Annotated in this window: 21 protein-coding genes; 3 read left to right on the top strand and 18 right to left on the bottom strand. The window is 69.6% G+C overall.

Annotated elements, in window-relative coordinates; genetic code table 11:
• Positions 1-10: 10 nt before the first annotated feature.
• From rplW to GVL03_RS06440, 13 genes are all read right to left on the bottom strand, one after another.
• A complete protein-coding gene (gene rplW / locus GVL03_RS06500; RefSeq protein WP_159500179.1) occupies positions 11-310 on the bottom strand; it encodes a 50S ribosomal protein L23 in 300 nt (99 codons plus the stop codon).
• Positions 307-966, bottom strand: a complete 660-nt coding sequence (gene rplD, locus GVL03_RS06495) for a 50S ribosomal protein L4 (protein ID WP_159500178.1) — start codon at positions 964-966, stop codon at positions 307-309. Before rplD ends, rplW begins: the two co-directional genes overlap by 4 nt.
• Positions 967-970: 4 nt before the next feature.
• Positions 971-1,630: a 50S ribosomal protein L3 gene (gene rplC / locus GVL03_RS06490; RefSeq protein ID WP_159500177.1), complete on the bottom strand. Its 660-nt coding sequence runs from the start codon at positions 1,628-1,630 to the stop codon at positions 971-973.
• An 8-nt stretch (positions 1,631-1,638) separates the two neighbouring features.
• Positions 1,639-1,947 (bottom strand): 30S ribosomal protein S10, encoded by a 309-nt coding sequence (gene rpsJ, locus GVL03_RS06485; protein ID WP_045246810.1) that lies wholly within the window; start codon positions 1,945-1,947, stop codon positions 1,639-1,641.
• A 526-nt stretch (positions 1,948-2,473) separates the two neighbouring features.
• Positions 2,474-2,998: a hypothetical protein gene (locus GVL03_RS06480; RefSeq protein ID WP_159500176.1), complete on the bottom strand. Its 525-nt coding sequence runs from the start codon at positions 2,996-2,998 to the stop codon at positions 2,474-2,476.
• Positions 2,999-3,233: 235 nt separating this feature from the next.
• Positions 3,234-4,427: an elongation factor Tu gene (gene tuf, locus GVL03_RS06475; RefSeq protein ID WP_159500175.1), complete on the bottom strand. Its 1,194-nt coding sequence runs from the start codon at positions 4,425-4,427 to the stop codon at positions 3,234-3,236.
• A 203-nt stretch (positions 4,428-4,630) separates the two neighbouring features.
• On the bottom strand, positions 4,631-6,745 hold the full coding sequence (fusA, locus tag GVL03_RS06470) for an elongation factor G (RefSeq protein WP_159500174.1): 2,115 nt from the start codon (positions 6,743-6,745) through the stop codon (positions 4,631-4,633).
• Positions 6,746-6,871: 126 nt separating this feature from the next.
• The gene (gene rpsG, locus GVL03_RS06465) at positions 6,872-7,342 is read right to left on the bottom strand and encodes a 30S ribosomal protein S7 (RefSeq protein ID WP_150893261.1); all 471 of its coding nucleotides are present in this window, start codon (positions 7,340-7,342) and stop codon (positions 6,872-6,874) included.
• A 5-nt stretch (positions 7,343-7,347) separates the two neighbouring features.
• Positions 7,348-7,716, bottom strand: coding sequence for a 30S ribosomal protein S12 (gene rpsL / locus GVL03_RS06460; RefSeq protein ID WP_018171438.1), 369 nt, complete (start codon positions 7,714-7,716; stop codon positions 7,348-7,350).
• A 288-nt stretch (positions 7,717-8,004) separates the two neighbouring features.
• Entirely contained in the window at positions 8,005-9,636 is a 1,632-nt protein-coding gene (locus tag GVL03_RS06455) for a DUF5684 domain-containing protein (protein ID WP_159500173.1), read from the bottom strand.
• A complete protein-coding gene (locus GVL03_RS06450) occupies positions 9,633-10,307 on the bottom strand; it encodes a spermidine/putrescine ABC transporter substrate-binding protein (protein WP_159500213.1) in 675 nt (224 codons plus the stop codon). The genes GVL03_RS06455 and GVL03_RS06450 overlap by 4 nt, the downstream gene beginning before the upstream one ends.
• Before the next feature lie 69 nt (positions 10,308-10,376).
• Positions 10,377-10,859, bottom strand: a complete 483-nt coding sequence (locus tag GVL03_RS06445; protein ID WP_235038044.1) for a hypothetical protein — start codon at positions 10,857-10,859, stop codon at positions 10,377-10,379.
• Entirely contained in the window at positions 10,860-11,822 is a 963-nt protein-coding gene (locus GVL03_RS06440; protein WP_159500172.1) for an ABC transporter, read from the bottom strand. It lies immediately after the preceding gene.
• A 116-nt stretch (positions 11,823-11,938) separates the two neighbouring features.
• On the opposite strand from GVL03_RS06440, the gene GVL03_RS06435 reads away from it, so the two are divergent.
• Positions 11,939-12,529 carry a hypothetical protein gene (locus tag GVL03_RS06435; protein WP_159500171.1) on the top strand — a complete coding sequence of 197 codons (591 nt, stop codon included), beginning with the start codon at positions 11,939-11,941 and terminating at the stop codon, positions 12,527-12,529.
• Positions 12,530-12,568: 39 nt separating this feature from the next.
• Here GVL03_RS06435 and GVL03_RS06430 read toward each other — a convergent pair whose 3' ends face one another.
• From GVL03_RS06430 to GVL03_RS06410, 5 genes are all read right to left on the bottom strand, one after another.
• On the bottom strand, positions 12,569-13,177 hold the full coding sequence (locus tag GVL03_RS06430; RefSeq protein WP_159500170.1) for a hypothetical protein: 609 nt from the start codon (positions 13,175-13,177) through the stop codon (positions 12,569-12,571).
• A 153-nt stretch (positions 13,178-13,330) separates the two neighbouring features.
• Positions 13,331-17,206, bottom strand: coding sequence for a DNA-directed RNA polymerase subunit beta' (rpoC, locus tag GVL03_RS06425; RefSeq protein WP_159500169.1), 3,876 nt, complete (start codon positions 17,204-17,206; stop codon positions 13,331-13,333).
• Between the two features lie 131 nt (positions 17,207-17,337).
• Complete coding sequence (gene rpoB / locus GVL03_RS06420; protein WP_159500168.1) at positions 17,338-20,841, bottom strand: DNA-directed RNA polymerase subunit beta; 3,504 nt, start codon at positions 20,839-20,841, stop codon at positions 17,338-17,340.
• 501 nt (positions 20,842-21,342) lie between these two features.
• Entirely contained in the window at positions 21,343-23,253 is a 1,911-nt protein-coding gene (locus GVL03_RS06415) for a 5-oxoprolinase/urea amidolyase family protein (protein WP_235038043.1), read from the bottom strand.
• On the bottom strand, positions 23,247-24,002 hold the full coding sequence (locus GVL03_RS06410) for a 5-oxoprolinase subunit PxpA (protein ID WP_159500167.1): 756 nt from the start codon (positions 24,000-24,002) through the stop codon (positions 23,247-23,249). The genes GVL03_RS06415 and GVL03_RS06410 overlap by 7 nt, the downstream gene beginning before the upstream one ends.
• A 142-nt stretch (positions 24,003-24,144) precedes the next feature.
• Between GVL03_RS06410 and GVL03_RS06405 the strand changes: the two genes are divergently transcribed.
• The gene (locus tag GVL03_RS06405; protein WP_159500166.1) at positions 24,145-25,011 is read left to right on the top strand and encodes a spermidine synthase; all 867 of its coding nucleotides are present in this window, start codon (positions 24,145-24,147) and stop codon (positions 25,009-25,011) included.
• A 201-nt stretch (positions 25,012-25,212) separates the two neighbouring features.
• Positions 25,213-26,268 (top strand): ABC transporter substrate-binding protein, encoded by a 1,056-nt coding sequence (locus GVL03_RS06400; RefSeq protein ID WP_159500165.1) that lies wholly within the window; start codon positions 25,213-25,215, stop codon positions 26,266-26,268.
• Positions 26,269-26,295 lie beyond the last annotated feature (27 nt).

Here is a 26,295-nt window from a genome sequence, read left to right as displayed (position 1 = left end):
ATCCCGACCGTCAGCCGACTGCCGTGAAGATGTCGATGGTGCCCGACTTCAGCGTGACGATCGCGCGCTTGGTGTCCTTGCGCTTGCCTGCGCCGAAGCGGGTGCGGCGGACCTTGCCGACGCGGTTGATCGTGTTGACCGAAGCGACCTTGACGCCGAAGATCTTCTCGATGGCGAGCTTGATCTCGGTCTTCGTCGCGCGGGTATCCACGTAGAACGTGTACTTACCCTCGTCGATGAGACCGTAGCTCTTCTCCGAGACGACCGGCTTCAGGATGATGTCGCGCGGGTCCTTGTTCACGGCGGTCATGCCGAGACCTCCTCGGTGGCGGTCTTCGACGCGACGAAGGCGTCGAAGGCGGCCTTGGTGAAGACGATGTCGTCGGAGACGAGCACGTCGTAGGCGTTCAGCTGGTCGAAGGTCAGCACGTGGACGTACGCGAGGTTGCGCACGCTCTTCACGCTGATCTCGTCGCCACGCTCGATGACGACGAGGACGTTCTTCGTCGGCGCGAGGGTGGCGAGCACGGTCGCGGCGGTCTTGGTCGAGGGCACGCCCTCGATGCCGAAGGTCTCCACGATGTGCAGACGCTCGCCGCGGGCGCGGTCGCTCAGCGCGCCGAGAAGGGCCGCTGCGACCATCTTCTTGGGGGTGCGCTGCGAGTAGTTGCGCGGCTTCGGACCGTGGACGATGCCACCGCCGGTCATGTGCGGGGCGCGGATCGAGCCCTGACGGGCGTTACCGGTGCCCTTCTGCTTGAACGGCTTGCGGCCGGCGCCGGAGACCTCGCCACGACGCTTGGTCGAGTGCGTGCCCTGGCGTGCCGCGGCGAGCTGCGCCACGACGACCTGGTGGATGAGCGGGATGTTCGTCTTGACGTCGAACAGCTCGGCGGGCAGCTCGACCGAACCGGTCGTCTTTCCGCCGGCGGCCTGGACGTCGAGCGCGAGAGTCGAGTCAGCCATGTGCTCAGGCCCCCTTCACTGCGTTGCGGACGTAGACGATGCGGCCACGCGCGCCGGGGACGGCGCCCTTGACGAGCAGCAGACCCTTCTCGGCGTCGACGGCGTGCACCGTCAGGTTGAGGACGGTCACGCGCTCGCCACCCATACGGCCGGCCATGCGCATGCCCTTGAAGACGCGGCTCGGGGTCGACGATGCGCCGATCGAGCCGGGCTTGCGGTGGTTGCGGTGCGAACCGTGCGAGGCGGACACACCCTTGAAGTTGTGGCGCTTCATGACGCCGGCGGTGCCCTTGCCCTTGCTGGTGCCGACCACGTCGACCCGCTGTCCGGCATCGAAGACGCCGTCGACCGTGAGCTCCTGACCGAGTGAGTAGTCAGCGGCGTTCGCGGTGCGGATCTCGGTGACGTGGCGACGCGGGGTGACGCCCGCTGCGTCGAAGTGGCCCTCGAGGGGCTTCGTGACCTTGCGCGGGTCGATCTGGCCGGCGGCGATCTGGACGGCGTTGTAGCCGTCCTTCTCGGGCGTGCGCACCTGCGTGACGACGTTCGGGGTGATCTGGATGACCGTGACCGGGACGAGCTTGCCCTGCTCGTTCCAGACCTGCGTCATGCCGAGCTTGGTGCCGAGAAGGCCCTGGGAGATCTTGGAGTTGATGTCAGCCATGTCGAGCCTCAGAGCTTGATCTCGATGTTGACATCGGCCGGGAGGTCGAGACGCATCAGCGAGTCGACGGCCTTGGGCGTCGGGTCGATGATGTCGATGAGGCGCTTGTGGGTGCGCATCTCGAAGTGCTCGCGGCTGTCCTTGTACTTGTGCGGCGACCGGATGACGACGACGACGTTCTTCTCGGTCGGCAGGGGCACGGGGCCCACGACCGTCGCGCCGGCACGGGTCACGGTGTCGACGATCTTGCGCGCCGAGCTGTCGAGCCCCGCGTGATCGTACGACTTCAGGCGAATGCGGATCTTCTGTCCCGCCATTGTCTGCTCACTCTCTTTCTCGCGTCATACCTCTGCGCCTGTTCGGCGGCAGGGCATCGGACGCACGGTGACGCTTTCGCGCCAGGGCACTCCCCCCGCTCTCACGGGGAGTCGGCACCACTGTTCTCATGTCAGACCGGAGCCGGTGGCCCCGGTCCCGCACCTCGCACGCGCGAAGCGCCCGTCTCCGGGTCGCGTGGTGTGGGATGTGATGCACTTCGTCTCGGGCTTACGCCTTCGCTCAGTACGAGTTCTGCTGCCCGCGGCCTAGGCCGTCGCGCTCTCGCGCCGCCTATGCACTGCCCTGGCAGTGATCCGGGGCGTGAGCCGCCGGAATGTGGAACCTGAACAGTCTACGTGTCGCCCGGGCGTGTCGCAAACTCGGGCGTGTCGCGATCGGCGTGTCGCGGCATCCTGGAGGATGCCGGGCTCGTCCGCGGCGCCGGGCGGTCGGAACACCGTCCGGACACACGCAGAACCCCCGGGGCCGTATGGCCCCGGGGGTTCTGCGTGTCTACGTGAGGCGTCAGACGCCCTGGCGCTGACGACGGACCGCGAACACCGTCACGGCGAGACCGCCGAGCAGGAGCACGCCGCCGCCGATCCAGACGCCCATGAGGGACGCACTGTCGACACCGGTGGCCGGCAGGCCGCCGCCGGCGGCCGACGCCGTGATGGTGACCGTGGCGGAGGCGTTCGAGGACGCACCCGTACCAGTGAGGGTGTACGTGCCGGTCGCGTTGCTCGGAAGCGTGACCGTGACCGAGACGGCGCCCGTCGACGAAGCTGCCTTCGTGAGAGACGTCGAGTTGACGACCGTCTTGACGGCCGCAAGCGTGGCGCCCGCGGCGTTCTCACCGGTCAGGGTGAAGTTGACACTCTCGTTCGGCGCGAAGCCCGTGAACGGGACGGTGACGGTGCCGCCGGGGGCGACGGTCACACTCGTGCCGCCGGGGGCGACCGGCGTGTAGGCGTTGGCGGCGGCAGGGACAGCAACCATGGCTGCGACCGCGATGACGACCGCAGCGATCTTTGTGCGAAGGCTCTTCATAATGATCTCCGTGGGGGTCTGAGGCGAAGCCTCATTGACGTGGAATAGGCCATGGGAGCGGTCTACGACGAATCATAGGTTTCTACCCCCACCCGAAGACTAGCGGCATGTTCAGCCGATTCACAAGTTCTGCGGGGGGCCGTGACGTTTCTTTACCTGCGCGAAACGTCCGGCAGGAAGGAAGCGGCCCCCGGGCCGAGGGTCCGGGGGCCGCTCATCCTGCGGATTCTCGCGGCTACTTGACGATCTTCGTGACCGTGCCGGCGCCGACGGTGCGGCCACCCTCACGGATCGCGAAGCCGAGACCCTCTTCGAGGGCGATCGGCTGGATCAGCGCGACCGTCAACTCGACGGTGTCGCCCGGGAGGACCACCTCGGTGCCCTCGGGCAGCGTGATGACGCCGGTGACGTCGGTCGTGCGGAAGTAGAACTGCGGGCGGTAGTTCGTGTAGAAGGGGTTGTGACGGCCGCCCTCCTCCTTGGAGAGGATGTACGCCGTGCCCTCGAAGTCGGTGTGCGGCGTGACCGAACCCGGCTTGACGATGACCTGCCCGCGCTCGACGTCGTCGCGCTTGGTGCCGCGCAGCAGCAGACCGGCGTTCTCGCCCGCCCATGCCTCGTCGAGCTGCTTGTGGAACATCTCGATACCCGTGACCGTGGTCTTGGTCGTCGGGCGCAGGCCCACGATCTCGACCTCGGAGTTGATGGGCAGGATGCCGCGCTCGACACGACCGGTGACGACCGTGCCACGACCGGTGATCGTGAAGACGTCCTCGACCGGCATCAGGAAGGGCTTGTCCTTGTCGCGCACCGGCTCCGGGATCGACTCGTCGACCGCGGCGACCAGGTCGACGATCGACTGGACCCACTTCTCGTCGCCCTCGAGCGCCTTCAGCGCCGAGACGCGGACGACCGGGGCGTTGTCGCCGTCGAAGTCCTGGCTGGAGAGCAGCTCGCGGACCTCGAGCTCGACGAGCTCCAGGATCTCCTCGTCGTCCACGGCGTCCGACTTGTTCAGCGCGACGAGCAGGTAGGGCACGCCGACCTGCTTGGCGAGCAGCACGTGCTCACGCGTCTGGGCCATCGGGCCGTCTGTGGCGGCGACCACGAGGATCGCGCCGTCCATCTGGGCGGCACCGGTGATCATGTTCTTGATGTAGTCGGCGTGGCCCGGGGCGTCGACGTGGGCGTAGTGACGCTTCGGGGTCTCGTACTCGACGTGCGAGATGTTGATCGTGATGCCGCGCTGGCGCTCCTCGGGAGCGGAGTCGATCGACGCGAAGTCGCGCTGGACGTTGGTGGCCGACGGGTACGTGTCGGCGAGCACCTTCGAGATCGCGGCGGTGAGCGTGGTCTTGCCGTGGTCGACGTGACCGATCGTTCCGATGTTCACGTGCGGCTTGGTCCGCTCGAACTTGGCCTTAGCCACTGGGTCCTCCTCAGGACGGTTGTGTAGGGATCCCGGGCACTGGTTTGCGACCGGTTCGCTACGGGGTTGGTTCTCAGTTTAGTAGAGAGTGCGGTGTGAAGTTGTGAGCCCGTCGGGAGGCTTCGATCGACTCCCGACGGGAACCAGCGGAACCGGGATGCGGCGGCGGACCGCCGCATCCCGGGCGAGGCCTCCGGCGGAGGCTACTCGCCCTTGTTCTTCTGGACGATCTCGTCGGCCACGGCACGCGGGACGTCCGCGTAGCTGTCGAACTCCATCGAGTACACGGCGCGGCCGGAGGTCTTCGAGCGGAGGTCGCCGATGTAGCCGAACATCTCCGACAGCGGCACGTTGGCCCGGACGACCTTGACGCCGGCGGCATCCTCCATCGACTGGATCTGACCGCGGCGGGAGTTCAGGTCGCCGATGACGTCGCCCATGTACTCCTCGGGCGTACGCACCTCGACGGCCATGATCGGCTCGAGGATGACCGGGTTCGCCTTGCGGACGGCCTCCTTGAAGCCCATGGAGCCGGCGATCTTGAACGCCATCTCGGACGAGTCGACGTCGTGCGACGCGCCGTCGAGCAGGATCGCCTTGACGCCCACCATGGGATAGCCGGCGAGCACGCCGACGTTCATGGCGTCCTGGAAGCCCTGGTCGGTCGGCGAGATGTACTCGCGCGGGATGCGGCCACCGGTGACCTTGTTCTCGAACTCGTAGGTCTTCTCGGCCGTGACCTCGAGCGGCTCGAGAGCGAACTGGATCTTGGCGAACTGGCCGGAGCCGCCGGTCTGCTTCTTGTGCGTGTAGTCGTGGCGCTCGACGGCCTTGCGGATCGTCTCGCGGTACGCGACCTGCGGCTTTCCGACGTTCGCCTCGACCTTGAACTCGCGCTTCATGCGGTCCACGAGGATGTCGAGGTGCAGCTCGCCCATGCCCTTGATGACCGTCTGGCCGGTCTCGCCGTTCTGCTCGACGCGGAAGGTCGGGTCCTCCTCGGCCAGCTTCTGGATCGCGATGCCCAGCTTCTCCTGATCCGCCTTGGTCTTCGGCTCGATCGCGACCTCGATGACCGGCTCCGGGAACGTCATCGACTCGAGGACGACCTGGTTGTTCGAGTCCGACAGGGTGTCACCGGTGGTGGTGTCCTTCAGACCGATGACCGCATAGATGTGGCCCGCGGTGACGGAGTCGACCGGCATCTCCTTGTTGGCGTGCATCTGGAAGATCTTCCCGATGCGCTCCTTCTTGCCCTTGGTCGCGTTGACGACCTGGGCGCCGGAGTCGAGGTGCCCCGAGTAGACGCGGATGTAGGTGAGGCGGCCGAAGAACGGGTGCGTCACGATCTTGAACGCGAGCGCCGCGAACGGCTCCTCGCGGTCGGCGTGACGCTCGATGACGATCTCCTCGTCCTTCGGGTCGTGCGCCTCGATGGCCGGCACGTCGAGGGGCGACGGCAGGTAGTCCACGACCGCGTCGAGCATCGGCTGCACACCGCGGTTCTTGAACGCGGAGCCGCACAGGACCGGGTAGAGCTCGCCCGCGACGGTGAGCTTGCGGATGGCGCCCTTGACCTCGGCGACCGTGAGCTCCTCGCCGCCGAAGTACTTCTCCAGCAGCACGTCGTCGGACTCTGCGACGGTCTCCAGCAGCTGCTGACGGTACTCCGCGGCACGGTCGACCAGATCGGCCGGGATCTCCTGGATCTCGTACTTCGCGCCCATCGTCACGTCACCCTTGGCATCGCCCGGCCACACCAGCGCGCGCATCTCGACGAGGTCGACGACGCCCACGAAGTCGTTCTCCGCACCGATCGGCAGCTGCAGCACGAGCGGCTTCGCCTTCAGGCGGTTGATGATCGTGTCGACCGTGAAGTAGAAGTCCGCGCCGAGCTTGTCCATCTTGTTGACGAAGCAGATGCGGGGGACGTCGTACTTGTCGGCCTGGCGCCACACGGTCTCGGACTGGGGCTCGACGCCCTCCTTGCCGTCGAAGACGGCGACGGCGCCGTCGAGGACGCGGAGCGAGCGCTCCACCTCGACGGTGAAGTCCACGTGACCGGGGGTGTCGATGATGTTGATCTGGTTCTTGTCCCAGAAGCAGGTCACCGCGGCGGACGTGATCGTGATGCCGCGCTCCTGCTCCTGCTCCATCCAGTCCGTCGTCGCCGCACCGTCGTGGGTCTCGCCGATCTTGTGGTTGACGCCCGTGTAGAACAGGATGCGCTCGGTCGTCGTCGTCTTGCCGGCATCGATGTGCGCCATGATGCCGATGTTGCGGACCTTGTGGAGGTCGGTGAGCACTTCTTGTGCCACGGGGTGTCCTTATCTGATGGTCAGACGGGTGTCTATGGTTGATCTCCGGCGCCGGGTCGCGAGACACGACCCGGGGCGGTAGCCGGGGGCCAGAGATGGCCCCCGGCTACCGCTGCTGAGCTTCGCTCACCAGCGGTAGTGCGCGAACGCCCGGTTCGACTCGGCCATCTTGTGGGTGTCCTCGCGGCGCTTGACCGCGGCACCGAGGCCGTTCGAGGCGTCGAGGATCTCGTTCTGCAGGCGCTCGGTCATCGTCTTCTCACGACGGCCCTTCGCGTAGCTGACGAGCCAGCGCAGCGCGAGCGTGTTCGCGCGGTGCGGCTTGACCTCGACCGGAACCTGGTAGGTCGAGCCGCCGACGCGGCGGCTCTTGACCTCGAGGGTGGGACGGACGTTGTCGAGCGCCTTCTTGAGCGTCGCGACGGCGTCCTGGCTGTTCTTCGCCTCGACGCCGCGGAGGGCGTCGTAGACGATCGACTCGGCGAGCGACTTCTTGCCGTCGACGAGGATCTTGTTGACGAGCTGGGTGACGATGGGGGCACCGTACACCGGGTCGTTGACGACGGGGCGCTTCGGGGCGGGACCCTTACGAGGCATCTTCCTTAACCCTTCTTCGCGCCGTAGCGGCTACGGGCCTGCTTGCGGTTCTTGACGGCCTGGGTGTCCAGGGCGCCGCGGACGATCTTGTAGCGGACACCCGGAAGGTCCTTCACACGACCGCCGCGCACGAGCACGAGCGAGTGCTCCTGCAGGTTGTGGCCCTCACCCGGGATGTAGGCGGTGACCTCGGTGCCGTTGCGGAGCTTCACACGGGCGACCTTGCGCATCGCCGAGTTGGGCTTCTTGGGCGTGGTCGTGTACACGCGGGTGCAGACGCCCGCCTGCTGCGGGTTCGCCTTCAGAGCCGGCGCCTTGGTCTTCGAGACCTTCGGCGAGCGGCCCTTGCGAACCAACTGCTGAATGGTTGGCACGTTCTCTCCTTGTTTGTGCTGCACGGTGACAGCGTCGTGGTCTCCCCCGATCCACCCGGATTCTTGCGCTCCGTGTCGGTTCGGGCTCACGCGGACCCACCGAGACGGCAGAATGACTGACGCCTGTTCGTGGTGGATATGCCGTGGGGGTGCCCTGTTCGCAGAGCCTTCCCTGAGATGGCGGCTCCGGCGCTCCGCATCGCACCGAGGCACGACACTGGGCGCGCATGAGCGCACACCCGGTCAATGATACGCGCCCCCGGGGGAAGGGGTCAAACGCGAGTCGTCTCAGGCGTCCGCGCGCATGAGGCGCAGGACCGCATCGCCGAGCAGGAACGTCCCCTGCACCTCGCGATCGACGCCCGGGGCGACCTCGACCTCCGCGTCACCCTCGAGCACGACGACTCCGTTGGTGGAGCCGAGGTCGGCGATCATCCAGACGTCCGCGCGGCGACGGAGCAGGGCGTGGGTCTTCGAGACGGTGCGGGTCTCGTCGACGACGAGCACGAGCTGCGCTCCCGGGGCCGAGTGGACCGGCACGGGACGACGTCCGAGCACCGCGCTGTCGCCGGACAGCTCGAACGGCGTGCCGTCCGGCAGCAGCAGAGCCCACTTCGGGCGACGACGGGAGGCGATGACGGTGTCCTCGACGAAATCGCCGACTCCCGGCCGGGAGGCCGAGACGGATGCGGTCGCCGACCGCGGCGGTCCGGCGGTCGGCGAGCCGACCACGGCCGACACCTCGCCCGAGGCCTCGGGGAAGGCATCCGACTCGGGCAGGTACGACTCGCGCAGGACCGGAGGGGATGCGGGGGGTGCGAAACCCGCCGACGACTCCGCGACGGGGGCGTCGGCCGGCGCGACGGGCGCCTCTGGCGTCGGCGGAGCACTCGCTGCGACCGCGTCGGCTGCGGGAGCCTGGGCCGGGGGGACCGGACGCGCCCAGTCGGGGATGTCGACCGCGGCTTCCCCCGCGTCGTCGGCCCGATCGGACTCGTCCGCCTCCTCCACGATCGCCGGCTGCCACCACGACATGACCTGCGGCGCGGGGGTCTCAGGCTCGGCGGCGGGCGGCGCGTACGGGTCGGCCCCGGGCGGCGCGTACGGGTCGGCCCCGGGCGGCGCGTACGGGTCGGCCCCGGGCGGCGCGTACGGGTCGGCCCCGGGCGACGCGGAGGGGTCCGTGGCGGGGGCGGACTGCACGGCCGCGGCGTAGACGTCGGCCGAGAGCGTCGCGTACGGGTCGACGGCGGGCGCGACGTACGGATCCGCCGCGGGCACGACGAAGGGGTCTACGGCGGCCGCGGGGGCACGGTAGGGCTCTCCCCAGGCCGGCGCCGGGGCGACGTCGGCGCCGAACGCGGGCGCGGCGGCCGGCGACGGCCCGACGGTGGGCATGGGCGGCGCGGGCGGGATCCACGCCGACGGCGACGGCACCGATCGCCGGGCGGCCAGGTCGTCGTGGCCACGGTCGAACTGCGCCGAGAACGACTGCAGATCGTCGCCGCCGCGCGCCTCACGGGCGCTGGACCGACCGGGCACGGGGTGAACGGGTCGCGAGGCACCGAAACCCAGCACGCTCGCCCACACCGGGAACAGTAGAGCGGCGAGCACCGTCATCCCGGCACCGTGCCCGAACGCCGCGTTGATGCGATGGGCTGCGGTGACGACCGCGACGAACACGAAGATCGGGCCGAAGACCGGGATGAGCAGAAGCAGGAGCAGCCATCCGGACAGCCCGCCGAGCCCCAGCAGCACGACCTGGTTGTAGACCGGCACCCAGGCCTTCCACCGCTCGACGCCGAGCTTGGCGAAGACCGCGCCGAGGCCGATCGCGGTCCAGACGTAGACGAGGAGCCCGAAGATCACCGACGGGAGGAGTACCGCCAGCACGTACCAGGAGGGAAGGGAATCAGTCATTGAGGTGCCTCTGGGGTCGGTTCGTCGAAGTCGCGGGGGTCGAACGGGGCGTCGAGCGATCGGGTCAACTCTTCCAGCATGGCGGCGATCTGCGGTTCGACGTACTGCGAGACGGCGCCCTGGATCCGGATGCGGTGGTGCAGAAGGACGGCGCACACCTCTCGCCCGACCATGCTCGCGTAGTCGTCGGCGAGACCGACCTCCTGTCGGAGTGCGGCCTTCGCCTCGTCGCTGAGCGGCGGGAGAGCGGGGACGTCGGCGTCGGAATCGGCCGCGAGTCCCGAGATCGTGAAGAGGAAAGGCGCTCCCGGCAGCGGATCGGGATCGAGCGGCAGGCCGTCGAACTCCGGCTCGAGCCCCTCCGCGGGGCGGTAGCTGCGCGCGCGGTTCCGGGCGGCCTGCTGGTCGAGCTCGGCCTGCAGGAGGGGCAGGTTCCGGGCGGTGTACTCCGCGACGGAGTGGTCGATCACGGCCTTCGCGCGAGTGGACAGCCCGTGCTGCACCCCGTGCGGCACGTCCGACCCGAGACCGGCCGCCGAGAGGATCGGAGAGCCCAGGCATCTCCGGCACACGGCGACGCGCCCGCGGTGGGTCGCCGGCTCCCAGCGGGGCAGCCAACGCAGCCAGGCGTCCACCGCCTGGCTGACCTGCGTCTCGAGCGAACGCTCCACGGTCTCCACGGTATCCGTCATCGGCGGTTCATCCGTGTTTTGACCGCAATGCATCGGCGTTCAAGGGGGTCATTCGTCCTCGTCGCGCTCCCACGGCCACCTGGGCCGCCTCGCCCGCGTGCGGACGAGCGCGATCGCCGCCCATGCCGCGACGGCGGCCGACGCGGCGATCACGGCCCCCGGCCACCCGACCAGGAGCGACCCCGTGACGGCGACGGCCCGCGCCGGTCCGCCCGTCACCGCGAGCGCGGCGGCACCCGCGACCGTGCCGTACGCGAGATAGGCGGCCAGAGCCCCCCAGAACGCCCCGACGAACCGCGGATGCGGCGCGCGCACCGTCGTCCAGACCACCCAGGCGAAGGCCCCGCCCGCTCCGACCAGCCCGACGGCTCCCGGCACGGGACCGAGCCCCGGCACCTCGACGACCTCGGTGTCCGTCGCCAGGCTCGCGAGCCCCAGGCCCGCGATCACGAGCGTGAAGAACCCGATCGTGGCCAGCGCCAGGGAGACGGACGGCGACACCGATCCCGAGGGTTCGGTGCTGCCCGACATCTACGGACGGAGCAGCTGCGGACCGGCCTCGAGCGTGCGCTCGTACTCGCGCTGCGCCTGCTCGTTGAGCTCGGTGATGCGCCTGCCACGGGCGGACACCCACGCGCCGAACCAGATGGTCAGCTCACGACCGAGCACGAAGGCGAGGATCGCCGAGGGGAAGAAGAGCTGAGCCTCGAGGAGCTCACGGCCTTCGCGCGCCGTCAGCGTCCAGAACGGGGCCTGGAAGAGCACGCCGAGCAGGTATCCGCCGTACGAGGCGACACCGACCAGCAGACCCCAGATGACCCAGTGGGCCCAGCGCCCACGGTTCAGGATCGCACCGAGCAGCCAGAAGGCGAGGTAGAACGCGACGACGGGGACCCAGAAGATCGGGGCCACCACGATCGCGGTCGCGTACTCGGCCGCCGAGGCCGCGTCGACGCTGCCGAGGAGGAAGCCGAATCCGAAGATGACGGCGAAGAACAGCACGGCGAACGCGAGCGCCGCCAGCAGGCCGATCGCACCCGCCGCGCCTCGGTTGCCGAGGGGACGGGGCGCCTCGGGCGCCTGGACGAAGATCGGCTGCGGAGCGCTGTACGCCGGTTCCGCGACGGGATGGACCGGCTCCGGCTCCGGCTCGGTCGCCGGCGCGGCGGAGGACACGGGCTCGTCGATCGGATCGAGGGGGACGGAGTCGGGCCGGTCGTACCAGGGCACCTCGTCGTCCGCGGGCGTAGCGGCGCGGTCGGTCGGCTCCACGGACTCGACGACCACCGTCTCCTCGACAGGCGCCCCGTCGGCATCCGTGCCGCTCGCGGCGATCACGGTCTCCTCGACGACGACCTCGTCGTCGCCCGGGGCGGCATCCCGCTGGGCCGCCTCGGCCTCGGCGAGTCCCTCGTTGGCGCGGCCCACGACATCCTCGACCGAGTTGGGCTCGTCGACGGGGTCTCCGGCCGACGGCGTCTTCTGGTCACTCATCGCATTCCGCTCCTCACGCGGGGCTGGCGCCCGCCCTCGTGAGATTACTGCTCCGTCGCCCGCGTGCCGCGGAGGCGCGCAGGCGCGTGGGCGGATCGTCGGGCTAACGTGGAGTCATGCTTCGCGTCCGTGCCGCCGTCGGTGTCTTCTCCGGCGCGCTCCTGATGGTCGCCCTGGCGGCGTGCGCCCCCGATCCCTCGAGCGGCCCGTCGCGGACACCGCCTTCGGGTGGCACGGCCCCGGCCGCCTCGTCGACGCCCACGGCTACCCCGACTCCCACGGCGACGTCCGTCGCCCTCCCGGCGGACTGCGAGACGCTCGTCTCCGATTCGGTGCTCGCCCAGCTCGCCGACATCCCCCTGAACGACCCGGCGAACGGGGTCGCCGTCGGCGTCCAGGGCGACGGGAGCCTCGTCTGCCTGTGGCGGCAGCCCGAGGCGGACACCACCTCTCTCCAGACCACGGTCTCGCGGATGTCCCGCGGCCCCGCTCTCGACCTGCTCAACCGGCTCGCGGACGACGAGGGCTTCACCTGCTACACGCCCGACGGCGGCACGCGCTGCGAGAAGGTGTGGATCAACGAGCAGTACCCGGTCAACGACGGTCGCACGCTCTTCTGGCGCGACGACGTCCTGATCGACACGCAGTACTCGAACCTCGCGCCGAGCGGGTACACCGACTCGGTCATCGCCCACGTCTTCGGCTGAGCGCCTCGGCGACGCGCCGTCCGAGCCCGCCCGGGCGCGTCAGGGCCAGAGCTGCGGACCCATGCGCTCCAGGTAACGGTCGGGGCGCCAGCCGGTGAAGACGTTCGAGACCCAGACGCCGGCGCGGACGACCTGTTCCTCCACCCCGTCGGCGGTGGCGCGCTCGCACCGGATGCCGTCGCCGAAACCGGTACAGCCGAACCCGTTCGTCTCGAGCGTCGCACGGGCGACGGCGGCCGCATCCGGGGAGACGTCCGAGACCGTCGTCACGATGTGGCCGGTGTTCGTTCCGGCGAATGCGCAGGTGACGCGCACCTGCGGCGCGAGCGCGGTCGCGAGACTCTCCACCGAGGTCGTCGGCGGCGCCGTGTCCTGCACCGGATCGCCACCCGCCCGCTGCGTGAGCGCCGCCCAGAGAGCCTCGGTGTAGAGCCCCCGACACACCGGCGTGGCCGTCTCGACGTCGTCGGACGGCGCCGTGCCGGCCGCCTCCGGCGCGGAGGCGGCCGCGCGCAGGGTGTCCCCCATCAGCTGCACGCTCGCCGGGATCGCCGGGATCGCCAGCACGACGAGCACACCGACGACGGCGGCGCAGCCGAGCCCGACCACCCATGCCACGGCGCTGTTGCGCCCACCGATCCGTGCCACGTCCCCTCCCCCGTCCACGGTAGACGCGCACCGCGGCAGCGAGCGGCAGCGGCGCGCGGCGCGGAACGCCGCGGAACGCCGAAGTGCCCCGAGCACGAGGCTCGGGGCACTTCGGGACCGTCCGGATGCGGCGGGCGGCCGCATCCGGCCCGATCAGTTGTAGGTGCCGGGCGTGAAGTCGTCCGTCGAGAAGCTGTCGAAATCGACGTAGCTCAGATCGGAATCGCTGTACGCACCGTCGGACGCGAAGATGCGGTTGGGGTACCGCTCGCTCTTGGCCTCCTCCGTCGCCTCGACCGTGACATTGCGGTACTTCGCGAGCCCGGTTCCGGCGGGGATCAGCTTTCCGATGATCACGTTCTCCTTCAGGCCCACCAGCGGGTCGCTCTTGCCCTCCATCGCGGCCTGCGTCAGCACGCGGGTCGTCTCCTGGAACGACGCGGCCGACAGCCACGACTCGGTCGCGAGCGACGCCTTGGTGATACCCATCAGCTCCGGACGGCCCGACGCGGGACGCTTGCCCTCGCCCACCGACTGGCGGTTGATGTCGATGAAGCGACGCGAGTCGACGAGCTCGCCCGGAAGCAGCGTCGTGTCGCCGTGGTCGACCACGGTGACCTTCCGCAGCATCTGGCGCACGATGACCTCGATGTGCTTGTCGTGGATCGGCACACCCTGCGAGCGGTACACGCCCTGGACACCGCCGACGAGGTACTTCTGCACCTCGCGGGCGCCCATGACGCGCATGATCTCCTTCGGGTCGAGCGTTCCCACCTGCAGCGCCTGGCCGACCTCGACGCGCTGGCCGTCCTCGACGAGGAGGGTGGCGCGCTTGAGCACCGGGTAGACGTGCGGCTCGTCGCCGTTGTCGGGCGTGAGGATGACCTTCTTCTGCTTGTCGGTCTCCTCGATCGTGATGCGCCCGTCGGCCTCGGCGATCGGGGACGCACCCTTGGGGGTACGCGCCTCGAAGAGCTCCTGGACACGCGGCAGACCCTGCGTGATGTCCTCGGCCGACGCCGAGCCACCGGTGTGGAAGGTGCGCATCGTCAGCTGGGTGCCCGGCTCGCCGATCGACTGGGCCGCGATGATGCCGACGGCCTCGCCGATGTCGACGACCTTTCCGGTCGCGAGCGAACGGCCGTAGCACTTCGCGCAGACACCGACCGCGGAGTCGCAGGTCAGCACCGAGCGCACCTTGATGGAGGTGACGCCCGCCTCGACCAGGCGGTTGATCAGCACGTCGCCGACGTCGGAGCCCGCCTCGGCCAGCACCGTGCCGGACTCGTCCACGACATCCGCGGCGAGGGTACGGGCGAACACCGAGTTCTCGACGTTGGCGTCCTTGACCAGTGCCCCGTCGGCGCCCGCGGCGGCGATCGGCAGCTCCAGCCCCTTCGAGGTCGCGCAGTCCTCCTCACGGATGATGACGTCCTGCGAGACGTCCACGAGGCGACGCGTGAGGTAACCCGAGTCGGCCGTACGCAGGGCCGTGTCGGCCAGGCCCTTACGGGCACCGTGCGTCGCGATGAAGTACTCCGCCACCGACAGCCCCTCGCGGTACGAGGAGATGATCGGACGGGCGATGATCTCGCCCTTCGGGTTGTTCACAAGGCCCCGCATACCGGCGATGTTCCGGATCTGCAGCCAGTTGCCACGGGCGCCCGAGGACACCATCCGGTTGATCGTGTTGTCGGCCGGGAAGTGCGCCTTCATCGCGACCTGCACCTCGTCGGTGGCGGCCGTCCAGATCTTGATGAGCTCCTGACGACGCTCGGCGTCGGTCGTGAGGCCCTTCTCGTACTGTGCCTGGACCTTCGCCGCCTGCTTCTCGTAGCCGGCGATGATCTCGGCCTTGTTGGGCGGCGTGAGGACGTCGCTCAGCGCGACGGTGACACCCGAGCGCGTGGCCCAGTGGAAGCCCGCGTCCTTGATCCGGTCGAGCGAGGCCGCGACCTCCACCTTCGGGTACTCCTCGGCGAGCTTGTTCACGATCTGCGACAGCTTGCCCTTGTCGGCCTGCTCGCGGACGAACGGGTACCCCTTGGGCAGGGTGTCGTTGAAGATCGCCTGGCCGAGCGAGGCATCCAGGAGGCCGTGGCGCTCGTAGCCTTCGGGGGCTTCGCCCTCGAGGAACGTGAGACCCGGGACGCGGATGCGGACCTTCGCCTGCAGGTCGAGGGTTCCCTCGTCCTTCGCCAGGATCGCCTCGCCGACCGAGCCGAACACGCGTCCCTCACCGGCCGCACCCTCCTTGACCGTGGTCAGGTGGTGAAGGCCGATGATCATGTCCTGCGACGGCAGGGTGACCGGACGCCCGTCGGAAGGCTTCAGGATGTTGTTCGAGGCGAGCATCAGGATGCGCGCCTCGGCCTGGGCCTCGACCGACAGCGGCAGGTGGACAGCCATCTGGTCGCCGTCGAAGTCCGCGTTGAAGGCGGCGCAGACGAGCGGGTGCAGCTGGATGGCCTTGCCCTCGACGAGCTGGGGCTCGAAGGCCTGGATGCCCAGGCGGTGGAGCGTGGGGGCGCGGTTGAGCAGCACCGGACGCTCGCGGATGATCTCCTCGAGCACGTCCCAGACCTCGGGGCGCGTGCGCTCCACGGCGCGCTTGGCGGCCTTGATGTTCTGCGAGTGGCCCAGGTCGATCAGACGCTTGATCACGAACGGCTTGAACAGCTCGAGCGCCATCTGCTTGGGCAGACCGCACTGGTGCAGCTTCAGCTGGGGTCCGACGATGATGACCGAACGGCCCGAGTAGTCCACGCGCTTGCCGAGCAGGTTCTGGCGGAACCGGCCCTGCTTGCCCTTCAGCATGTCGCTGAGGGACTTCAGCGCACGGTTGCCCGTGCCCGTGACCGGACGACCGCGGCGGCCGTTGTCGAACAGCGCGTCGACGGCCTCCTGCAGCATGCGCTTCTCGTTGTTGACGATGATCTCGGGAGCCCCGAGGTCGATCAGACGACGCAGACGGTTGTTGCGGTTGATCACGCGGCGGTACAGGTCGTTCAGGTCGCTGGTCGCGAAGCGGCCGCCGTCGAGCTGCACCATCGGGCGCAGCTCCGGCGGGATGACCGGCACGACGTCCAGCACCATCGACGCGGGGCTCATCCCCGTGGTCAGGAACGAGTTGACGACCTTGAGGCGCTTGATCGCACGGATCTTGCGCTGGCCCTTGCCCTCCGAGATCTGCAGGTGCAGGCTCTCGGCCTCGGCGGCCAGGTCGAACGCCTCGAGGCGACGCTTGATCGACTCCGCGCCCATGTGGGCCTCGAAGTACTGACCGAACCGGTCGACGAGCTCGTTGAAGACCTCGTCCTCGGGCTTCAGGGCGCCGACCTCGAGCGAGCGGAAGTCCTCCCAGACGCGCTCGAGCTTGCCTATCTGCTCGTCCGCGTTCTTGCGGATCGAGGACATGTCCTTCTCGGCGGCGTCCTTGACCTTCTTCTTCGCGTCGGCCTTGGCGCCCTCCGCCTCGAGAGCGGCGAGCTCCTCCTCCAGCTTGGCCAGACGCGCCGCCACACGGGCGTCGCGGCGGTCGCCGAGGTTCTTGATCTCCAGGCGCAGGTTGTTCTCGTGCGTCGGGAGGTCGCGGTGACGCGCCTCCTCGTCGACCGAGATCACCATGTAGGCGGCGAAGTAGATGACCTTCTCGAGGTCCTTCGGCGCCATGTCGAGCAGGTACCCGAGGCGCGAGGGCACGCCCTTGAAGTACCAGATGTGCGTGACGGGAGCGGCGAGCTCGATGTGCCCCATCCGCTCGCGACGGACGGAGGACTTGGTGACCTCCACGCCGCAGCGCTCGCAGACGATGCCCTTGAAGCGGACGCGCTTGTACTTGCCGCAGGCGCACTCCCAGTCACGGCTGGGTCCGAAGATCTGCTCGCCGAACAGGCCGTCCTTCTCCGGCTTCAGCGTGCGGTAGTTGATCGTCTCGGGCTTCTTGACCTCGCCGAAGGACCAACGACGGATGTCGTCGGCGGTCGCGAGGCCGATGCGAAGCTGATCGAAAGTGGTTGATTCGAGCACTGGTTCTCCTGTGTCTCAATGATTCTCAAAGTTGGCGGAGAGATGTCGGTTCGGCGACGCTGGCACCGGGACTGGCGGGCGACGGCCGAAGGCCGTCGCGGGCATGCGTCGCCGAGCCGACATCCAGAGCCCTAGATCTCGTCGATCGACGAGGACTCGAAGCGGCTCGAGATGTTGATGCCCAGCTCTTCTGCTGCGCGGAACGCGTCATCGTCCGTGTCACGGAGGTTGACCGGCGTGCCGTCGGCCGAGAGGACCTCGACGTTCAGGCAGAGCGACTGCATCTCCTTCATCAGCACCTTGAACGACTCGGGGATGCCGGGCTCCTGGATGTTCTCGCCCTTGACGATCGCCTCGTAGACCTTCACGCGGCCGAGGATGTCGTCGGACTTGATCGTCAGGAGCTCCTGGAGGGCGTACGCGGCACCGTATGCCTCGAGCGCCCACACCTCCATCTCGCCGAAGCGCTGTCCGCCGAACTGCGCCTTCCCACCCAGCGGCTGCTGCGTGATCATCGAGTACGGACCGGTGGAGCGCGCGTGGATCTTGTCGTCCACCAGGTGATGCAGCTTCAGGATGTACATGTAGCCGACCGAGATGGGCGCCGGGAACGGCTCACCCGAACGACCGTCGAACAGACGGGTCTTGCCCGTGCGGTCGATGAGTCGCTCGCCGTCCCGGGTCGGGAGCGTCGAGTCGAGCAGACCCGCGATCTCGTCCTCGAACGCGCCGTCGAACACCGGGGTGGCGACCTTCGTCCCGGGAGACGCCTCGCGGGCGACCTCGGGCAGGTGGGCGGCCCATTCGGGGGTGCCCTCGACCTTCCATCCCTGCTGGGCGATCCAGCCGAGGTGGAGCTCGAGCACCTGGCCGAAGTTCATGCGCCCCGGGATGCCGAGCGGGTTCAGGATCACGTCGACCGGCGTGCCGTCGCTGAGGAACGGCATGTCCTCGACGGGCAGGATCTTGGCGATGACGCCCTTGTTCCCGTGGCGGCCGGCGAGCTTGTCGCCCTCGGTGATCTTGCGCTTCTGGGCGATGTAGACCACGACACGGCGGTTGACGCCCGAGCCGAGCTCGTCATCGCCGTCCTCGGCGTTGAACTCCTTGACCGCGATGATCGTGCCCTGCTCGCCGTGGGGCACCTTCAGCGACGTGTCGCGGACCTCGCGGCTCTTCTCGTTGAAGATCGCGCGGAGCAGTCGCTCCTCGGCGCTCAGCTCGGTCTCCCCCTTGGGGGTGACCTTGCCGACGAGGATGTCGCCGGGGCGGACCTCGGCGCCGATGCGGATGATGCCGCGCTCGTCCAGATCCTTCAGCAGGTCGGGGCTCACGTTCGGGAGGTCCCGCGTGATCTCCTCCTTGCCGAGCTTCGTGTCGCGGGCGTCGACCTCGTACTCCTCGATGTGGATCGAGGAGAGGGTGTCGTCCTTCACGAGCTCCTGGCTCAGGATGATGGCGTCCTCGAAGTTGTGACCCTCCCACGTCATGAACGCGACGAGGAGGTTCTTGCCGAGCGCGAGCTCGCCGTTCTCCGTCGCCGGGCCGTCGGCGATGACCTCGCCGGCCTCGATGCGGTCGCCCGCCGAGACGATGACGCGCTGGTTGTAGGACGTGCCCTGGTTCGAGCGGTCGAACTTGCGCAGGAAGTAGTCCTGCGTGCCGCCCTCGTCGAGCTGGATGGTCACGACGTCGGCCGAGACCTCGGCGACGACACCGGACTTCTGCGCGGTGACGACGTCACCGGCGTCGATCGCGGCGTAGCCCTCCATGCCGGTGCCGACCACGGGCGACTCGCTGCGCACGAGCGGCACGGCCTGACGCTGCATGTTCGCGCCCATGAGCGCGCGGTTCGCATCGTCGTGCTCGAGGAACGGGATGAGCGACGTCGCGACGGAAACCATCTGGCGCGGTGAGACGTCCATGTAGCCGATCTCGTCGACCGGGAAGAGGTCGACCTCGCCGCCCTGTCCGCGGCGGGCCAGGACGCGGTCCTGCGTGAAGCGGCCCGAGGCGTCGAGCTCGGCACCGGCCTGCGCGACGATGAAGTCGTTCTCCTCGCTCGCGGTCAGGTAGTCGATGTCCGTCGTGACCAGGCCGCTGACGACGCGGCGGTACGGGGTCTCGATGAAACCGAAGGAGTTGATCCGCGCGAACGACGCGAGCGAGCCGATCAGGCCGATGTTCGGGCCTTCCGGAGTCTCGATCGGGCACATGCGGCCGTAGTGCGAGGGGTGGACGTCGCGGACCTCGACGCCGGCACGCTCGCGCGACAGACCGCCCGGGCCCAGCGCCGAGAGGCGCCGCTTGTGGGTCAGGCCCGCGAGCGGGTTGTTCTGATCCATGAACTGCGACAGCTGCGACGTTCCGAAGAACTCCTTGATCGCCGCCACGACGGGTCGCACGTTGATCAGGGTCTGCGGCGTGATCGCCTCGATGTCCTGCGTGGTCATGCGCTCGCGGACGACGCGCTCCATGCGCGACAGACCCGTGCGGACCTGGTTCTGGATGAGCTCGCCGACCGCGCGGATGCGGCGGTTGCCGAAGTTGTCGATGTCGTCGATGTCGATGCGGATGTCCGCGGTCTTGCCCGCGCGGACGCCCTCGAACGTGGCGTCGCCGCGGTGCAGGCGCACGAGGTACTTGATCGTCGCGACGATGTCCTCGACGGTCAGCACCGAGTCGCTGAGCGGCTTGTCGAGACCGAGCTTCTGGTTGATCTTGTAACGACCCACCTTCGCGAGGTCGTAGCGCTTCGGCGAGAAGTAGAAGTTGTCCAGCAGCGCGCGGGCGGCCTCGGCGGCGACCTGCTCGCCCGGACGGAGCTTGCGGTAGATGTCGCGAAGGGCATCCTCCTTGGTGAGGATGGTGTCCTTCTCGAGCGTCTCCTCGATCGAGGCGAAACCGGCGAACTCGCTCAGGATGTCCTCGCTGGACAGGCCGAGGGCCTTCAGGAAGACGGTGACGGACTGCTTACGCTTGCGGTCGATGCGGACGCCGACCTGGTCGCGCTTGTCGATCTCGAACTCGAGCCAGGCGCCGCGGCTGGGGATCACGCGGGCGGACACGATGTCCTTGTCGCTCGTCTTGTCGGCGACGCGGTCGAAGTAGACGCCCGGGGAACGCACGAGCTGCGACACGACGACGCGCTCGGTGCCGTTGATGATGAACGTGCCCTTGCCGGTCTGCAGGGGGAAGTCGCCCATGAAGACGGTCTGGGTCTTGATCTCACCGGTCTGGTGATTCATGAACTCGGCCTCGACGTAGAGCGGCGCGGCGTACGTCTTTCCGCGCTCCTTGCACTCCTCGATGGAGTACTTCTCGGGCTCGAGGTAGGGGTTCGTGAAGCTCAGCTGCATCGTCTCGCTGAGGTCTTCGATCGGGGAGATCTCCTCGAAGATCTCCTCGAGACCGCTCGTGCCGGGCACGTCGGTGCGGCCCGCGGCCTCGGCCTCGGCGACGCGCTGCTTCCATGCGTCGTTGCCGACCAGCCAGTCGAACGACTCGGTCTGCAGCGCGAGGAGGTCGGGGACCGTCAGCGTGTCGGAGATCTTGGCGAACGAGAGGCGGGATGCTCCGCGTCCGTTCCGGGGGGTCTTGGTGGTGGGGGTGCTTGCGTGGGGCGCGGCAGCCAAGGGATAACCTCCATGGCCCGAAAGGGCCTCGTGATCCTCGTGTCAGTGAGGCGGGTCACTGACATTCCGTGATGATGCAGAGGTCCTCCGCCTCGCGGCTGGCCTCTGTATCGGATGGAGTGCTCGATCATCCCCGAAGCGTCCGCACCGCACGCCGCTATCTGCGGGGGCACGTTCGCACAGCCGACCACCATATGAAGACAGGGGGATCTAGAGCGCAACTACCAACTATAGGCGCCAGGGCACGCCATGTCCAGTCGCATTCTTGACGACCTTCCCGACCTGCGGTATACGCGCGGGGGGTTCCTTGGTTGTTCCTTCGCGTGTGCGCGGGTTTCGGGTGCGGGCTCGGGCTCACACCACGACCGCGATGGCGCTCTTTACCGGGGATGGCGCGTGAAGTTCGAGGCGCCATCCCAGGTAATCGGCGCCATACCAGGTGGTAGGCGCCATCCCGGGTAACTGGCGCCGTCGCGGGAGGTGACGGAGGGGCGGGGCGGGTCAGCGCAGGGCGCGGCGGAAGCGGAGGCGGGCACCCGGCGCGGCCTGCGCCAGGCGGTCGAGCGCGGCATCCGTCACCACCGCGATCACCGGGTATCCGCCGGTCACGGGTCCGTCCGCGAGCAGGACGGCGGGGCGCCCGCTGGGCGGCACCTGCAGCGCACCGGGCACCATCCCCTCACTCGGCAGCTCGCCCGGCCGGATGCGGTCGAGCATCGGGCCGTCGAGCCGCATCCCGATCCGGTCGGCCTGCGCCGACACCGTCCAGTCCGCGTCGAAGAGCGCCCGATGCGCGGATGCGGCGAACCAGTCGGCCCGAGGCCCCGGCATGAGGTCGACCTCGACCGGGTCGGGCGGCCAGCCCCACGGGGCGATGTCGAGGGACGGCACGGGTGCGGCAGGCTCGGCGCCGACCGGAAGCTCGTCGCCGGCGCGGAGTGCGGCGGGGCCGAGGCCGGCCAGCGTGTCGGTCGACCGGGAGCCGACGGATGCGGACGCCTCGATGCCGCCGCGCACCGCGAGGACGGCCCTGGCTCCGTGCGTGAGCCAGCCGATCTCGAGGACCTCCCCGGCGGGCCAGCGCACGGCGGTGTAGCTGTCGACCGGGCGGCCGGCCAGGCGGATCGGCCCCCAGGCGCCCGTGATCGCGATCCACAGGTCGCGGTGGGCGCGAGCGGCGAGCCCGCCGAGCGCGACCTCGATCGCCGCCGCATCCTCGGCGTTGCCGACGAGCCGGTTCGCGAGCCGCAGCGCTCCTCGGTCGAGCGATCCGGAGCGCGCGATGCCCAGGCGGCCCCGCCCGGGCCGGCCGAGGTCCTGCACGGTCGCCGCCCCGGCCCGCTCGACGCGGAAGGCCCCGGGAGCCGATCCGGTCACCCGGGCCGCGTCCGGGGCCAGGGGCGTGGCGCCGGAGGTGCCGGCTCGGCCGGCGGTGCGGGGCGGAGCTTCGGGCGAGCCGGGCGCGACACGGATGCTGGATCGGTCGGGCGCGCGCGACTCGACGTGGGCCTCCGCGGAGCGGGGACTCTCCGAGGCGCTGGACCCGCCCGGAGCGCCGGAGTCGTCGCGCTCTCCCGAAGCGCGGGCGGCGCAGAGCTCGAGAGCAGGATCGGCGGGCGGCGCCTCGTCGGAAACACGCGGGACGGCGGGCGGTCCGGCGGAGCAGGTCACGCGAGACGAGCGCGTGACCGCGCGGAATCGCACGGAGGTGCCCGGGGAGAGCAGCACGGGATCGGCGGATGCCGGATCGAACAAGGTCGCGGACGTCGTGCCGATGAGGCGCCATCCGCCCGGGGTCTCCCGAGGATAGGCACCGCTGAACGCTCCCGCGAGCCCCACCGAGCCCGGCAGCACCCGCGGCCGCGGAGCATCCAGCCGCGGGATCTCGTAGGGCCAGTCGTCGCTGACGAGATAGCCGAACCCGGGGGCGAAGCCGGTGAACGCCACCCGCCAGCGGGCGCGCGAGTGCCGCTCCGCGAGCTCGTCGGCGGAGAGGCCGAGCGCCGCCGCCGCCGAGGCGAGGTCGGGGCCGTCATAGATGACGTCGAGGACGACGTCGTCGGGCGCGGATTCGACGACCGTCGAGCGTGCGGCGGAGCGGGTTGCCGAAGCGGAGGGTTCGGGAGCAGCCGGTTCGGGAGCGGCGCCCGTCGGGCACGTGGAGGCCGTGGGCAGGGATGCAGGCGCGGGCGCCGCATCCGCCACCCAGGCGCGCACCCGCGCCTGCCCGACGCGCGCCGGATCATACCGGACGAGCAGGGTGCGCGCGGCGGGCACGACCTCGTCGATGCCCGCGAGCGGGGATGCGGCGAGCGCGGCGGCGAGCGCCAGCACTCCGTCGAGGCCGTCGAGCTCGACGAGGACCGCCCGCTCCCCCATCGGCAGGATGCGGCGGCGTCCGCCGGTCACCACGGCGCGCGCACCTCGACCGCGGCTGCGGCCAGCGCCGCGCGCACGGCCCGCGCCATCGCGACCGCCGCGGGGCTGTCGCCGTGCAGGCAGAGGGATGCCGCATCCGGACTCACGATCGCTCCGTCCACGGCGACGATCTCGCCGTGCTCCACGAGCCGCAGCGCGCGGTCGGCGACCGCATCCGGATCGGAGAGGAGCGCGCCGGGAGCACCGCGGGGCACGAGCGCGCCGGATGCGGTGTATCCGCGGTCGAGGAACGCCTCGCGGAGGAAGGGGAGGCCTACGGCCCTGGTCGCGCGAGCCAGCTCGTCGCCGAGGCCGAGCACGGGCAGCGGCCGGCCGAGATCGGCGGCGAGGTCGGCGACCGCCGCGACGACGGCGGCCGCCGCCGTGGGGTGGATCCCCGCCGCGTGGTAGAGCGCGCCGTGCGGCTTCACGTAGCGGATATCGGCGCCGGCGGCTCCGAGGGCGGCGAGCTGCTGCGCGACGCTCTCGCGGAGGCCCTCGGCATCCATCGTCATCGCGGCGCGGCCGAAGCCGGGGCGATCGGGATACGAGGGGTGCGCCCCGATCGCGACGCCGTGACGCTGCGCACGCGCGACGGAGTCCCGCATGGAGAGGTCGTCGCCGGCGTGGCCGCCGCACGCCACGTTCGCGCTCGAGACGACCGCGAACATCGCCTCGTCGTCGGCCGTCGGCACCCCGTCGACCGTCTCGCCGAGGTCGGCGTTGAGGTCGATCGCGCGCATGGCCCCACGGTAGCGCCCGTCCGGTCCGGACGGGTGGGTGGAGGCGTCGGATCGAGGCCTCGGATGGTGGCGACATGGTGGGTGACGGCGGAGGGGCGGCGACGCACTGCCGGCGGTGCGGGGGCGGGGCTACGGTGGGTGCATGGCACGGGCGCGGCGCGAGGATGTCCCCCGGCCCGAGGCGCGCCTCTCCGACGGCTCGATCGCCCGGGTCGTGCCGTCGAGCTTCACGAGCGGGTACGAGCTCGAGGTGGCCGGGACGCCCCAATCGCACGTCGACCTCGACGATCCGACCCACCTGCACTTCGAGTACGTCGCGCGGATGGGCGCCGTGATCGACCGGCTCCGGATGCCGGGGCAGCCCCTCACCGCCGTGCACCTCGGCGGCGGGGGGCTCACGATCCCGCGGTACGTGGAGCACACTCGGCCCGGATCGCGCCAGCAGGTCATCGAGCTGGAGCCGGCGCTCGTCGAGCTGGTGCGGGCGGAGATGCCGCTGCCCCGGGGCGCGGCCATCCGCATCCGTATCGGCGACGCCCGGGAGGGTCTCGGTCGGCTGCCCGACGCCATGACCGGCAAGGTCGACCTTCTCGTCTCCGACGTGTACGCCGGCGCCCAGACCCCCGCGCACCTGACGACCGTCGAGTTCTACCGCGCCGCAGCCGACCTGCTCGCCCCCGACGGGGTGCTGCTCGTGAACGTCGCCGACGGCGCGGGGCTCGCGTTCGCCAGGCGTCAGGTCGCCACGGTGCGGGCGGTGCTCCCCGAGGTCGCGCTGCTCGCCGAGGTGCAGACGCTGAAGGGCCGGAGGTTCGGCAACCTGGTGATCGCCGCATCCGCCGCCCCGTTGCCGACCGAGTGGCTTCCGCGGCTGATGGCTGCGGGTCCGCATCCGGCGAAGGTCGCCCACGGCGAGGAGCTCGACGACTTCGTGCGCGGCGCGATCCCGGCCACGGATGCGGACGCCACCCCGTCGCCGCGGCCCGCCTCGTCGATCTTCGAGCGCTGAGCGCGGCGCGGGCGCCGTGACGGCATCTGGCGCGCCTGCTTTCCGCATGCATACATGAGAACTTATACATGCGAGAACGCGTATCAGTCCGCGCCTCATTGATACTTCTGCTCCGAACTCACGCGACAACATAATGGGGGGCGATCCAAACGCGGGTCGGCCTCAGCCATCCCGCGATCCCACACGATTCAAGGAGGAATTGTGTTCTCATTCATGCGCTCCGTCGGCGCCGCCTCGGCCCTGGTGCTCACCGCAGCCCTCGTCGCCGGCTGCACGGGCCCCGCACCCTCCGCGACGAACGACCTCGCGCACGTGACGGTAGCCACGCCGTCCCCCTCCGCCCTCGCGTGGATGTACTACTACATCGCCGAGCCCCTGGGCTTCTACGAGGAGGAGGGCCTCGAGGTCGAGCTCGTCGGCTCGGTGCCGGGGAACAACCCTGCGCAGGCGATCGCCACCGGGAGCGTCGAGTATGCGGGAGCCCAGCTGTCCCTCGCGCTTCCCGTGATCGAGTCCGACGACGCCGATCTGGTGTATCTCGGATTCAGCGACCGCTGGCCCTTCCGGATCAGCGTCCTCGACGACTCACCCATCACGTCGTACGCCGGTCTCAGCGGAAAGGAGATCGGCATCCGCGACGAGGGCGACGTCGCACCGGCGACCGCGATGCTCACCGACGCCGGGCTCGAAGAAGACGACTACGAGCTGGTCCGTCTCGGGCAGGGAGCGACCGTCGCCGCCTCACTGGTGTCGGGCGACATCGACGCGATGTACGCGTCGCCGCTCAACGAGAACTTCGTCAAGACGCAGACGGGCACCGCGGTCCGCCGCTTGCCGAGCGCCCACTTCGACGAGTTCGTCAACTCCGGGTTCCTCGCCGACCGTGCCCACATCGACGTCGGCACACGCATCGCCCGGGCGATCGCCAAGGCATTCGTCTGGTCGGAGGAGAACCTCGACAGCGCGATCGACCTGCTCGCCGAGGTGCAGCCGGAGGCTGTGACAGACAGGGATGCGGCGATCGAGACCATGAGCATCGGCATCGTGGACTCGTTGGAGCAGCTCCACACCGAATGGGACATCGACCCGAACGTCCTGGACGCACAGATCCAGGTGTTCTCGCCCGGCAGCACGCTGACCGCACAGGACATCGTCGACGACGATGCGCGCGCCGCCGTATGGGCCTTCGACCTGAATGCTCTTCGGGCCGCGGCGAGGGCGGGTGATGTCGCCGCGGCGAAAGGGCTGAACCACTGACCATCCGACCACGACGGAGGACATGAA

This window comes from Microbacterium sp. 18062 (assembly GCF_902706225.1).
GTDB lineage: Bacteria > Actinomycetota > Actinomycetes > Actinomycetales > Microbacteriaceae > Microbacterium.
Note: the sequence above shows the minus strand (reverse complement) of the source record. Positions and strands in the feature narration are given on the sequence as shown.